The organism is Paenibacillus sp. sgz302191 (genome assembly GCF_057749925.1).
Map to the genome: position 1 here is coordinate 330,910 of NZ_JBYLHY010000003.1, position 12,991 is coordinate 343,900.

Genomic DNA, 12,991 nt, shown 5'->3' on the forward strand with positions numbered 1-12,991 from the left:
GAATCTCAATCCTTTTTGAATCGATTACGCCAATTAACGTACCATGACATGCCGCCGCAGTATATATAACATTTTTGAAAACATGAGCAAAAATCAAAATAACCGCGCAAAACGTGCGATTATTTTTAACTCATATAGACTTTTTCTAAAATAAGCTTTGTCCACCGCGGAAAAAAAACGTTCTGACTCCGATATCGGCGACCGTTGTCAACCGTTATCTTCGTCAGAACGTTATTTGCCTTCGCGGGCCGCACGGATTTTGATGTCATACTGACTGAATATCTCGTTGCCGTTGTAGTTTTGCATGATTTCCTTGCGGTAGGCCGGCCAATTTTTCCCCGATTTATCCGTAAAAAGCATTCTCACCTGCAGTTCGTTCTGCTTGTCGCGCATCGTTTCGGCGCTTACTCCGAGCGGCGGCGTCAACGTTGTTCCTATGCCTTCGTGTACGGGAATGCCGGCGAGCGTCCGGGAAATCGCTGCGTCCCTTGCCGTCATCCGCGGATCGTTCACCGTAAGGCCCAAAGCCTGAGGAGCATTCGGCGTGAAAAAGTCCCAAATGTTGAGAAAATTGCCTTTCTTGACGATATCGTTCTCGATCGCGGATGGAATCAGTGTAATCGTATTCCCCTGGCGCGTATAATGTTTCCCCTCAAGTCCATAATGAGTGAGCAAAAATCCTTCTTCCCCGCACAGCCAATCCAGAATCTCGGCAAGCCGCTTCAGTTTGTCCGGATTCAGGCCGGCGGCATTATTCGAGAACACGAACGGTGAACCCGGCATGACGGCAGCCTGCAGCGGTTCATGGCCGAACGGATTGAACGGGACCCAGTCCGCATGCGGATCGATGGCTTTGCTGCGGGTTTGGAGACTATTCGGGTTGGAGTCGTAGGCAAAGTCCGTTGTACTCCCCAACACGACGCCGACCTTGCCGCGAACCGCTTTATCGACAGTATCGTTTCGTTTGTTCAAAAACCAGTCCGGCTCCACAACTCCGGCATTTATCACTTTCAAGATGTCGTCCACGACATGGCCGACACGTTCGTCCATCTGCATATCGACGAGTCTTTTCCCGTCGTAGTATGCTGGATACAGCAGCCCGTTCTTGACGTATTCCGGCCAATCCGTAGACAAGCTCACACCGCCGCCGGAGGCGGTGAAGCCGTACGTATCGTTTTTCCCGTTGCCGTCCGGATCGTCGAAAGTGAACGCTTGAAGCGTCCGTACGTAGGCATCGTAAGTATCGGGAACCGGCAGTCCGAGACGGTCCAGCCAGTCTTTGCGGATATAGTAAGCCCTGTACGCCTGTTTGTCGTAAGGGACCGGAGCGCGCATGAACTTGTTGTGAAACTGGTACTGGCGCAGCTCTTCTTCCTTCATCCAATATTTGAAATAGTTCGGCATCGTTGTCGGCGATACGAACAGCGTCATGTCCGCAAGGGCGTTGTCCAACGCATAGGACGCGCCTCCGTCCGAACCGAGCCCAAGCCACATATCGGGCGGGTCGTTTGCGGCAAGCAAAGCGGCCAGCCGAGTCTTGTAGTCGTCTTCTGTCATCGCCGTCACTTTTAATTGGACGCGAAACTTCGTTTCGATCGCCTGCCGGACGAAATCGAGCGACGGCACAGGCAGAGAAGCGGAATCCGGTCTGGTTACAAGGATATGCAAAGATAACCGTCCATCCGGATTGGACTGCCGTGAATCGTCGCTACGTCCGGCAAAAGAATCATGTTTCATCAAAAATGCAGCCGTTACTCCGGCCAAAATTACTGTCGACGCAATCGCTCCGATCATTGCCCGCTTCACAATTTCCCCTCCGTCCAATGCCGAATAATCACAGTATCATGTCTATGTTGATACTTATGTTGATATTATGTTAATACGATTTGCCGCGAATTGAAATAGCTTTCCCTGGAAAATTCGCTCTTGCCATTTAGGATCGGATTTCATTATGATGCAGATGAGGAAACCGGAAGGAGGCGCTTATGCGGAAAAATTTGTTTTATCGGATGCTGCTCTCGTATTTGCCTGTTTTTTTCGTCATCAGCTTGTCCCTCTTGTTGATCGCCTATTTGACTATCAGCGAAATGTCAAAAAACTCCGCATTAAAAGCAAACGAAGTGCTGTCCCATCATGTCATGCAATCGATCGACAGCGCGCTTGGCGGTCTTGACGAGTACCTCGTTCAGCAAATTCTTGACAATGAACCCCTGAAAGATTTTTTCAAATCGGCTGCTTCGCAAACCCGCACATATACGGATTATCAGACAGCCGCCGTATTGCGCCAAATGATGGAGAACAATCGGCTGATCGACTCCATCTACTTTTACCGCTCCGAAGATAACATGATTCTTACACCGAACACGTTCGTTAAATTGGACGATTTCGGAGACAAGCAATTTGTCGGCAGTAATGTATCGAGCTTGCTGCCTTTCCGCTGGACCGACGGAAGAGCATTCAGCGAGCTGCTCAATGACCCCGCACCGCGCCAGGTTGTCAGTCTCGTCAAGTTCGCCGACCTTTCCAGCCGCAGCCTGATCGTCGTCAATGTCAGCACGAATCATTTAAGCGGTTTGATCCGCAGCATGACCGATTCCAGGCTCAATTATCTGGAACTGATCGATTCCAAGGGAACCGTCTTCGCCGCCAAGGATTCGGACGGTTTGCAGGAACCGTCAGCCGCTTCAGGCGCCAAAAACCGCAAGGAATGGTCGCATGTACAATCCGACTATACGGGATGGACGATTCGCAGCGGCATCTATGGCGCCAGCATTGCGGAATGGGTCAGCTCGCTGTTCTACCTGTGGGTTGCATTCGGTTTTGCGGTTATTGCCTCAGGCATCGTTTGGCTCGTCTATGTGACGAGACGGAATTATATGCCGATTCGGACGATAACGAACCGGATCTTTCAATATTCCGTGCAGAAGCAGCAGGCTCTGCTGCTTGAGCCCAAGGGCGACGAATTCAAATATATCGAGACGGCCATCGAAGAACTGCTCGCTCAATCGGGGCTGCTTGAGGAGCAAAACAAGAAAAACATGCGTTACCGGAAAAGGCATCTGTTCCTGCAGCTTTTGGAAGGTACATTTGCCGGCTTGAAGACGGAATCGGAGCAAGTCGGGATCGATCTCGATTGCCGCCTTTTCTTCATCGCTCTGGTCGAGATCGACGAGTTCAGCGAATTCGGCAAGCAATTCAGCCGCCCCGACCAATATTTGCTCAAGCAGGTCATCCAGATGGCCTATCAAGAAATTGTCGAAGCGGACGGATTATCCGTTTGGTCGGAGTGGATCGGCGAGCGGCGGATGGGGGTGCTTTACCTGCTCCGGTCGCCGGAACAAACCGAGCAAGCCGCGATCGCGACGGTCGAGAAGCTGCGCTCTTGGGTGGAGACGAACATAGCTTTTACCGTTACGATCGGCATCGGAACCGCACAGACGGACATCGCGTATGCCGCCAAATCGTACCAAAGTGCGGCTAAAGCGCTGGCCTACAAATCGTCGCTGGGGACCAACCGTCTGATCATGTCTTCCGATCTCTCCACGAAGCCGCAGGGCGAAACATTCCGGCAGCTGCAGGTCATTCGCTCGCTTTGCCAGGCTTTCCGGTCGGGAGACCCGGCGTGGAAGACGCATTATCACGAATTGGACGAGACGCTGCGCCTGAAGCTGTTTTCCAAAAGCGAGCTGAACAGCTTGCTGCACTATCTTCTCGATCATCTGCATAAAGAAATCGCGGAGCTTCCCGACGAACTGCAGGCTGTATGGAACGATGGCCCGCATCAGCGGCTTAACGACACCCTGCGGCAGCGCGAGACGGCCGAAGCGATGGTTCGCGAGTTTTACGGCATTCTCGAGCAAACGGCGGAACAGATGCGGCTGGTGCGCGCCAACAAGCATAATCATCAGCTCATTTTCGATGTCAAACAGTACATTCTGGATCATTACAGCGATCCCGACTTGTCCCATGCGCATCTGGAAAGCGAGTTCGGCTTATCCCCCAGCTATTTGAGCCGGCTGTTCAAAGAAGAATTCGGCGTCAAATTTATCGACTATGTCACGCAGACCCGGATGGAAAAGGCGATCGTCCTGCTCAAGGAATTCCCGGACAAGACCGTGCAGGAAATTGCGGAACAGGTAGGCTATCTGCACGGGATTACGTTTATCCGGGCGTTCAAGAAATATACGGGCAGCACGCCGGGAAATTTCCGTAAGGGCCCGGTCTGACTAAGAGATTTTAAAAAAAGTCGCAGCTGAAAAAATCATCAGACAAGGCCTGCGGCCGGTATGCACCGACAATACCGGCCCGGGCATTTTTTTATTTGCACCGGCCATTTTAATTTTCGTCTATCCGGTAAAAAAACTTATATATACGGCTTGCATCGGCGGTGCTATCGTTAATGCCGAAAGACCCAAAATCAATTCGGGGGGATGTGTTGGACGCAAGCACAGGATACGGAACGCAGCACGGGGGTTTGGTCATTTGGAGACCGGTTTGTACGTATGAAGTTATGAAGAGGAGGGAAGATGGGGGATGCGGGTAACAAAACGAATTTCGTTATTCATTGTCATCGTGCTGTTGTTTACCTTTATGCCGATTTCCGCTTTTGGGCAGGACCAACAGGATCAGCTAGATCAGCTAGGGCTGCAGGGTCAGCATCCGCTGGAAGTTGTCAGGGGCGGACAAGCGCGTGCCGTCATCCTGATCGCCGCCGATGCGGACGAGGGGACAAAAGCGGCGGCCGATACGCTTGCCGAATATGTCGGCAAATCGACTGGAGCCCCGCTTGCGGTAATGACCGAAGCGGAGCTGCATGCCGGCGGCGGGCCGATGAACGGATATTTGCGCATATACGTCGGGACTACAGCCTCCGGGGGCGATTCGCATGTGACGGCGTCATTGGCGGGTCTCGGCAGCGACGGCTTTGTCATCCATCCGCACGGCAACAGCCTGACCATTATCGGGCCGAGCAGCGGGGGGACGAAAAACGGCGTCTATGATTTTCTCGAGCGTTATGTCGGCGTGAGATGGCTCATGCCCGGACCGGACGGCGAAGATGTGCCGCAGCGGACCGATCTTGCGGTGCCGAGAACCGATATACGGGAAGAACCGGCCTTCCTTTCGCGGACATTCAGCCCGCTGTCCTTGTCCTACGCGAAACCGGAGGAGCGGACATGGTCGGAACGCAACCGGCTGCAAACCCGCATCAATTTTCACCACAATCTTTACAACCTGTTCCCGTCCGAGACATACGGAAGCTCGCATCCCGAGTTTTATCCGCTGCGGAACGGCCAAAGGTATATTCCGGCCAAGGGCGTTTCGACCGGTTGGCAGCCCTGCTTTACGGAGCCGGGCACGGTGCAGGCGGCGGTGTACACCATTGTCGAGTACTTCCGGAACAATCCGAACGAGACGTCGTACTCGCTCGGGGTAAACGACGGAGGCGGTTTCTGCGAAGCGGAACCGAACCACCCCGCTAACCCGCACCGGAACAATTCGCTCGGCATTCCGGATATGTCCGATATTTATTACGGGTGGGTCAATCAGGTTGTCGAGCAAGTTCTGGCGGTATATCCCGACAAGTGGTTCGGCGTACTCGCCTATCAGGAAGTGAACGATCCTCCGTCCTTCCCGCTCAATCCGCGGGTTGTCCCGTTCCTTACCAAAGACCGGATGGCCTGGGCCGACAGCGCGGTCAGCCAGAAGGGCAAGCAAACGCATGAACAGTGGAATACCAAGGCGGCCAGCATCGGCTGGTACGATTATATATACGGAACGCCTTATTTGGTGCCGCGAAATTATCCCCACCTGATGGCTGACAATTACCGCTATGCCAAGGAACACGGGACGGTTGCCCAGTACGCGGAGCTGTATACCAATTGGGGCGAAGGACCGAAGCCCTGGGTTAGCGCCCGTCTGCAGTGGAACCCGTATCAGGATGTGGATGCGCTTCTGAGCGAATGGTATGTGAGAGCCGTCGGACCTGCGGCCGCCTCCGATTTGGCTGCCTATTATGCGATCTGGGAAAAGTTTTGGACAGTGGACGTACTCGGCACTCCCTGGTTTCAAAGCCGTAAAGGAACGACATTTCTTTGGTTCAATTCTCCGCTGTATTTGAATGCGGTGACGGATAATATGATTGCCCAAAGCCGTCAACTGCTGGAATCCGTGCTGGCCAAAGCGGTGACGGACCCGCAGAAAGCGAGAGCCCGCATGCTGCTGCGCGCATTCGAATACTATGAGGCTTCCGCGCTCAGCTATCCGAAACAAACCGAGCCGCCGAAGAGCGAAACGGAAGCGCTGCAAATGCTGGATCGGGTCGAAGCAACGATGGAGGAAAACATCCGGCTGGCGAACAAACGTCTTGAATTGGTTAAAGAATTCAAGACCGACCTGCTGCTTTACCACCCGATCGATCCGACCGTATACAAGCTCGTCTGGAGCGGTTGGAACGAGAATCCGTTCTGGCAGTTAGCCGATTACATGAAAACGCAGGAACCTGCGGGAGGACCGGTTCGGCAACGGGTGGCAGCGCTGGCCATTCTTCCGGAGCCCTCCGCCCTGCGCGATTACGCCCGGCTGCTAAGCTCCTTGGAAACCGCGCCTTCACTGGTTTCAAATTCATCGTTCGAGCAAGGGACCGACACAGCCTCGAACTGGACGCCGTCGATCGTCAAATACGGCAAGTTCGAGCGTAAGGAAGGGTTCGCGTATTCGGGCAACGCCAGCATATACGTGCACAACTTCTATTACGGAGGGCTGAGCCAGACCGTTCCCGCCCAACCGGGGCCGATGGCCGCGCGCTTGCGCTACTATGTAACCCCGGAGACGCAATCGGTCGGTACGATTTTTCTGTCCTTCCATCTGCTGGGCGCAGACGGCAGCGTGCTTTCGTCGCTGCAAAGCCCGCAGGCGCCGTTTTCCGGATCGCTCGGCAAGTGGTCGGAAATCAGACTGCTTAATAATATACCGGCAGCGGTTAACGGCAACGCCGTCCGGAATGTGAAAATCGAAGTCACCGTCAACGGATTTCAGGAAGGCGGCGAATTGTATCTCGACGACTTCGAGGCGAAGCAAGTCGTTTCGGGAGTGCCGCAGTTGAACGACAACGCATCGTTCGAGTCCGGAACGACAGATGCTCCCCCTTGGAAGTCTTGGGTAGCGTCGACGGGGACGATCAAGCGCGTCCAAGGCGTTTCCCGAACGGGAACGGCAAGCCTGCTCTTGAGCAATATGGCACGGGGCGGCCCCGTGCAAAATGTGGCTGTCGATCAGGCCGGCACCGTCACTTCCCGGGTTTACTATTACACGCCGCCGGGAACCGCGACGACCGGGACGATCCAGTTGTCCTTCAATATGCTGGATGCGAACAACAAAAACATTGCGACCCTGAAATCCGTTGCGAAGCCGATCGCCGCCACCTCGGGAACATGGGCAGACATCGAATTCACCGGACAAATACCGAATAATGCCGTTACGGTACAAATGGTAGCCATCGTCGACGGCTTTACGACAGGCGGCATTTATCTTGACGATTATACGCTAGCTTACAAAACTCCATAAACATAAACAGGGGGATTTGCCGTGAACAAAAACAGACTTTACAAAACGCTTTCCGTCGGTCTTACGATTGCGATGCTCTCCATCTCCGCGCTGGCGTGCAGCAGTAAGGAAGCCGGTAATACCGGCGACGGCAAATCGTCGGCTTCGCCGGCCGCAGGCACGCAGAGCGGTGACGTTTACCCGGAAAACGGACTGCCGAAGGATCAGAAGGTTACGCTCAAATTCGGCTTTTTCGAAGGCGGCATGGGCAGGGAATATATCGATTACGCTATGGACACGTTCAAGAAAAAATTTCCGAACGTCAGCTTCGAAGTCGTCTATTCGCCGAAAATCGGTGAAGTCGTCAACACGAAAATATCCGCGGGCAATGACGCAGACATGTTCGACCTGTTCAACGGCAACCTTCCCGGCGGCGGCGACGCGCTCATCCCTCTCGTAGCCGCAGGCAAGCTCGAACCGCAGGACGATTTGTGGAATCATAAGCTGTATGACATGAGCGGGAAAACGGTAAAGGAAATGGCGCTCGACGGAGTACCCGAATCGGCGGCCTACCGGTTTTCGGGGAAATTGTATGCACTTCCCTCAGCCGGTAGCGGCTCCGGATTGTTTTTCAACAAAACGCTGTTCGAGAAGAACGGTTGGAATCAAAATCCGAAGACGTGGAGCGAATTCGTCAAGCTGCTTGGGGATATCAAGGCCAAGGGCATGATTCCGATCACGTATCCGGGCAAATACCCGGGCTACATCGAAAATGCGTTCGGTCCCGTTAAAATGTTCGAACTGGCCGAACTGAACGGCAGCAAGTACCAGGACGACTACACCAACTTCAAGCTGCCGCAGCATACGGCCCCCGAAAGCTTGGAGCTTTGGAACCGCATTTTCGAGCTCGGCAAGAAAGGGTATTTTCCGGAGGGCGTGGCGGCTTTGACCCATACGCAATCGCAAATGCAAATGATCCAGGGGCAAGCCGCGATGGTTTCGACCGGCGTTTATGTGGAGAATGAAATGAAGGATTCCATCCCGAAAGATTTCGTATGGGGCTTCATGTCCGTGCCGATGAGCGATAAGCCCGACAGTACGATGTGGATTCGCTCCGCAGCCGCAAACGGCCATTTTATTTGGGCGGCCAAGCCGGATTTGAACAAAAAATGGGCCAAAGAGTTCAACGTCTGGATGTGGAATTTGGACGTTCAGGCATTCATCGCCGAGAAAGGCGGCCAGCTCCCGGTGCGCAAAGATTTCTCGGATGACGCTGCGCGCGCGGCCAAGCTGCAGAAAGCCCCGAAGGCGATGCTCGAATTCATGAAGATCAACAAAACGAAGATGTCGGGCAGCACCCGTAACAGCACCCTGTCCGACCCGAGTTACCAGCAATCCATGAAGCTGATTCTGGATAACACGACCGAGATTACGTCCGGTAAAAAAGATCCGAAGCCGGTGCTCGAGGAAGCGGAAAAACTGATGCAAAAAGCGATCGAAGCGCAAAAGAAATAAAACCGCAAGGGGGGGCGCGAAGCCAGTGCGAAGCCCTCTCCCTTGTTCCTTTTTTTGAAAATTCAGACCGTTTTGAAAGGAGCTGCCGCATTGAACGATACAACATCGACCGTTAGCGCGTCCGCGTATACCGGTAAAGCGAAAAAGCGGCTGCAAAAAGCCGGCTCTCAGAAGCTTATTTTTCTTCTGCTCGCTATTGCGCCGGCCTACGGCGGGTACTTGCTGTTCACGCTGTATCCCAACCTGTTGTCGATCTACTACTCCCTGCTGAACTGGAACGGCATTTCCGAGCCGAAATTTGTCGGACTCGACAATTACGTCGCCTTGTTCCAGGACAAAAACGTATGGAACGCTCTGCTTCATAATTTGTTTTATATGGCCGTCATTCCGGTTTCCGTCATCCTGATTTCGCTCTTGCTGGCCTATCTGCTGGTGAACAAAGGATTCAAAGGAACCTCGTTCTTCAAAGTGCTTTTCTTCTTCCCGAACGTGCTGCCGACGGTCGTCATCGCCCTTCTCTGGGCTTTCATTTACGACGGATCGTTCGGGCTGCTGAACGGTTTGCTGCGGCTGATCGGCGTTCCGATCGGAAATTACTACTGGCTCGGGGAGACGCGAACAGCGCTCGCGGCGATCGTTCCGCCATATGTATGGGGCGGCGTCGGCCTGTACGTCATCATCTTCATAAACGCCATGACGACGATCCCGAAGTCGCTCTACGAATCGGCCCTGCTGGACGGAGCCGGCCATATGACAAGGCTGTTCCGGATTACGATGCCGCTGATCATGCCGATCGTTCGCGTCAGCGCATTATTTCTCGTTCTGGGGTCACTGAAGGGATTCGAAAAGCAGCTGATTTTGACAAACGGCGGTCCGGCCGGATCGACGAACGTGATCGGGCTTTACATTTTCAATCTTGCGTTCGGGGATGAGTCCCACAATTACGGGTATGCCTCGGCCGTCGGCATGTTTCTGTTTGTCATTCTCGTGATAGCGAAGCTGCTGATGGACAAATATTTACCCGAACGGACTGTTGAATATTGAGTCGTGACGGACGCTGCCGGGGGCATGTTTGGAAAGGATGAGGGATTGTGAACGAAAAACGCACGGCCGTCGATTTGCTATGGTGGATTTTGCTGATCGTCTGGTCAATGACCATATTGTTTCCACTGCTTTGGATTTTTTATGAATCGCTTAAAACGAACCAGGAATTTTTCATGGACGTCTGGAAGCTGCCAGAGGTTATGAAATGGGTCAATTACAAACAAGCATGGGTGAAATTCGGAATCGGCGAAGCGATGCTCAACACATTGTATTATGTCGGCGTGAGTCTTATCGTCGGCACGCTGCTGACAACTGTCAACGCCTATGCGCTGACGAGAATCGAATTCAAAGGCAGAACGTTTATTTGGGGAACGATCATGATTTCGTTGTTCCTGCCTGGAATTAACGCGCTGATCCCGCAGTATGTGCTGATGCGCGACTTGCATCTGACGAACAGCCTGACAGGGCTTATTATCCTCGAAAGCTTGGGCGAAAACGTCTTTTTCCTGATGCTGCTGGCCGGCTTCATGAAGTCGCTGCCGAAGGAGCTTGAGGAAAGCGCGTTTATGGACGGCGCATCGCTCTTTCAAGTATTCGGACGCATTATGGTGCCTCTGGCCGTACCGGGTATCGTGACGGTGGCGATTTTCAAATTTTTAGGCTTGTATAACAGCTTTCTCACGCCGTTCATCTATTTGAGCGATCAAAAAAAATATACGATCGGCGTCAATATGTACCACGCCAATCAGATGATGCAGTACTCGTCGGATTGGGTGACCATGTTTGCCGGGGTCACGATCGCCCTGGTTCCTTCCGTCATCATGTTCGTGTTCTTTCAGCGGTGGATCATGGAGGGCGCGACGCTCGGCGCAGTAAAAGGATAGGGGGACCCGAAAGTGGATGTAATCACGCATTACTATGATGACAACATCGTTCTGAGAAGAGCCGTCGATATTGCGCGCCCGGCGGCAGTTAACCGCCGCACGGCCCTCTTCTATATCCACGGCGGCGGTTGGCGCGCCGGCGCAAGGGATGCTTTCCATTTGCATCTGCAGCATTTCACCCGCAAAGGATACGTTTGCGCATCGGCAGGCTATCGGCTTTCGCCGGAGTTCAAGCTTCCCGAGCAAATGCGCGACATCATCGCCGGCTATGAGGAATTTGTCGCCTATGTCCGCGAACAATGGCCGGCCGTCGACATGTTCGCCGTACTCGGAAGCTCGGCAGGCGCGCATCTCGCCTCTCTGCTGGCGCTTACTTCCCCGAGCGAGTGGACAGGAGCTGCCGAGCCCAAGGACTGGCGGAAGCCGGCCGCCTGCGTATCGATCAATGGACCAGGCAAGCTGGAGCCGTGGGAGCCGATGCACGAGGGGATCCAAAAAGATATTGAAGACGTGATCGGCGCGTCCTATGGGGAGGAAGCCGACCTGTTCCGGCAGGCGTCCCCCATCGCCCGGGTCGATGACAACGCGTCGGATTTCCTGTTCCTGATCGCGGGCAAGGAACAGTTCTTCCCTCATCCGTTCATTTACGAGATGAGCGAAAAGCTGAAGATGTACGGCAAACGGTCCGAAGTGACGCTCTTTCCCGCAGCGGAACACGGCTTTTTCTACGGCGTGGAAGGTCCGCTCCAGCGAGAAGCGCTCGCCGTGCTGGAACCGTTTCTCGCATCTTATGAATAAACATTAGTCCGTAATTTGGAGGAAACTCACCATGAGAATAGGTGTCATCGGATACGGCTCGCGAATGCGCGCTGTGGTCAAAGAAATCGAAAAAGCCGAATCCGGCTGCCAGGTGGCCGGCATCGTCGAGATTCGCAAGGATATCCCGCGAACGGATCGGAACGGAAACGACATCCCGCTCTTCGACACGCCCGAGGAAATGATCCGGTCCGTCCGCCCGGACGGCATCCTGATCGGCACTCGCTGCTCGCTGCATACGGAAATGGCGCTGAAAGTGTTCCCCAGCGGCATTCCCCTTTTTTTGGAGAAGCCGGTGGCGACGACGATGAACGATTTGCTCCGGCTGAAGCATGGCTATGAGACGAATGATCGGCCTCCGGTCCTCGTTTCGTTCCCGCTTCGCGTCACTTCCATCGTGCAGTTGGTGAAGGAAATCATCGATTCCGGGAAAATCGGTACGATCGAGCATGTTCAAGCCGTCAATAACGTACCGTACGGCGGCGTTTATTTTCACAGCTGGTACCGTGACGAGCGCGAAACAGGCGGACTTTTTCTGCAAAAAGCGACCCACGATTTCGATTATTTGACCTACGTCATCGGCCAGAGGCCGGTCAGCGTCTGCGCGATGACATCGAAGCAAGTCTTCAAAGGCTCGAAACCGGCCGGCCTGAAATGCGCAGATTGCGAAGAGAACCGGACGTGTCCGGAGAGCACCGTCTCATTGCCCTATGCGGAGGCCTGGCCGTATTGCTGCTTCGCCGAAGATACGGGCAATGAAGATTCCGGAAGCGCGCTAATCCGTTATGAGAGCGGAATGCACGCGTCGTATTCGCAAAATTTCTTTGTGCGGCGCAAAGCCGGCACCCGCGGCGCGCGGTTCCTTGGCTACAAAGGAACGCTGGAATTCGACTTTATGACCGGACGGGTGCAAGTCTTCATGCATCATACCGACCGTGTGGAAACGTATCAGCTCGAAGCCGGAGAAGGCCATTTCGGCGGCGATACCGCGCTTGCACAAAGCTTTATCGGCCTGATGCGCGGCTCATCCGCGTCGCTGACGCCATTGGAAGGCGGGCTATCAAGCGCGCTTCTGTGCTTGAAGGCGCAGGAGTCGGCACAAACCGGTACATTCCGGACGGTGGAATGGGGATAAGGAACCTTGGCAGCCGCAGGTTTCAATTAAATGATGAGGTGACGAGAAACCTTGG

At 53.9% G+C, this 12,991-nt stretch carries 8 protein-coding genes; 7 read left to right on the plus strand and 1 reads right to left on the minus strand.

Translation table 11 applies throughout. The features are described 5' to 3' along the window. Positions 1–231 precede the first annotated feature (231 nt). Positions 232–1,806, minus strand: coding sequence for an extracellular solute-binding protein (locus AC3G2T_RS06420; protein ID WP_488434906.1), 1,575 nt, complete (start codon positions 1,804–1,806; stop codon positions 232–234). A 179-nt stretch (positions 1,807–1,985) separates the two neighbouring features. On the opposite strand from AC3G2T_RS06420, the gene AC3G2T_RS06425 reads away from it, so the two are divergent. The 7 genes from AC3G2T_RS06425 to AC3G2T_RS06455 all read left to right on the plus strand — a co-directional run bounded on the left by AC3G2T_RS06425 (position 1,986) and on the right by AC3G2T_RS06455 (position 12,936). Continuing rightward, positions 1,986–4,226, plus strand: a complete 2,241-nt coding sequence (locus AC3G2T_RS06425) for a helix-turn-helix domain-containing protein (protein ID WP_488434907.1) — start codon at positions 1,986–1,988, stop codon at positions 4,224–4,226. Between the two features lie 307 nt (positions 4,227–4,533). Continuing rightward, complete coding sequence (locus AC3G2T_RS06430) at positions 4,534–7,563, plus strand: DUF4838 domain-containing protein (RefSeq protein ID WP_488434908.1); 3,030 nt, start codon at positions 4,534–4,536, stop codon at positions 7,561–7,563. A 21-nt stretch (positions 7,564–7,584) separates the two neighbouring features. After that, positions 7,585–9,057 carry a type 2 periplasmic-binding domain-containing protein gene (locus tag AC3G2T_RS06435; protein ID WP_488434909.1) on the plus strand — a complete coding sequence of 491 codons (1,473 nt, stop codon included), beginning with the start codon at positions 7,585–7,587 and terminating at the stop codon, positions 9,055–9,057. Positions 9,058–9,147: 90 nt separating this feature from the next. Continuing rightward, on the plus strand, positions 9,148–10,101 hold the full coding sequence (locus AC3G2T_RS06440; protein WP_474679571.1) for a carbohydrate ABC transporter permease: 954 nt from the start codon (positions 9,148–9,150) through the stop codon (positions 10,099–10,101). 47 nt (positions 10,102–10,148) lie between these two features. After that, complete coding sequence (locus AC3G2T_RS06445) at positions 10,149–10,985, plus strand: carbohydrate ABC transporter permease (protein ID WP_474679572.1); 837 nt, start codon at positions 10,149–10,151, stop codon at positions 10,983–10,985. Between the two features lie 12 nt (positions 10,986–10,997). Then, positions 10,998–11,783, plus strand: coding sequence for an alpha/beta hydrolase (locus tag AC3G2T_RS06450; RefSeq protein WP_488434910.1), 786 nt, complete (start codon positions 10,998–11,000; stop codon positions 11,781–11,783). A 31-nt stretch (positions 11,784–11,814) separates the two neighbouring features. After that, positions 11,815–12,936 (plus strand): Gfo/Idh/MocA family protein, encoded by a 1,122-nt coding sequence (locus AC3G2T_RS06455; RefSeq protein WP_488434911.1) that lies wholly within the window; start codon positions 11,815–11,817, stop codon positions 12,934–12,936. Positions 12,937–12,991: the final 55 nt, after the last annotated feature.

Coding starts and splice junctions, on each gene's coding strand:
- AC3G2T_RS06425 (WP_488434907.1), top strand. CDS start 1,986: ATGCGGAAAAATTTGTTTTATCGGATGCTGCTCTCGTATTTGCCTGTT.
- AC3G2T_RS06430 (WP_488434908.1), top strand. CDS start 4,534: ATGCGGGTAACAAAACGAATTTCGTTATTCATTGTCATCGTGCTGTTG.
- AC3G2T_RS06455 (WP_488434911.1), top strand. CDS start 11,815: ATGAGAATAGGTGTCATCGGATACGGCTCGCGAATGCGCGCTGTGGTC.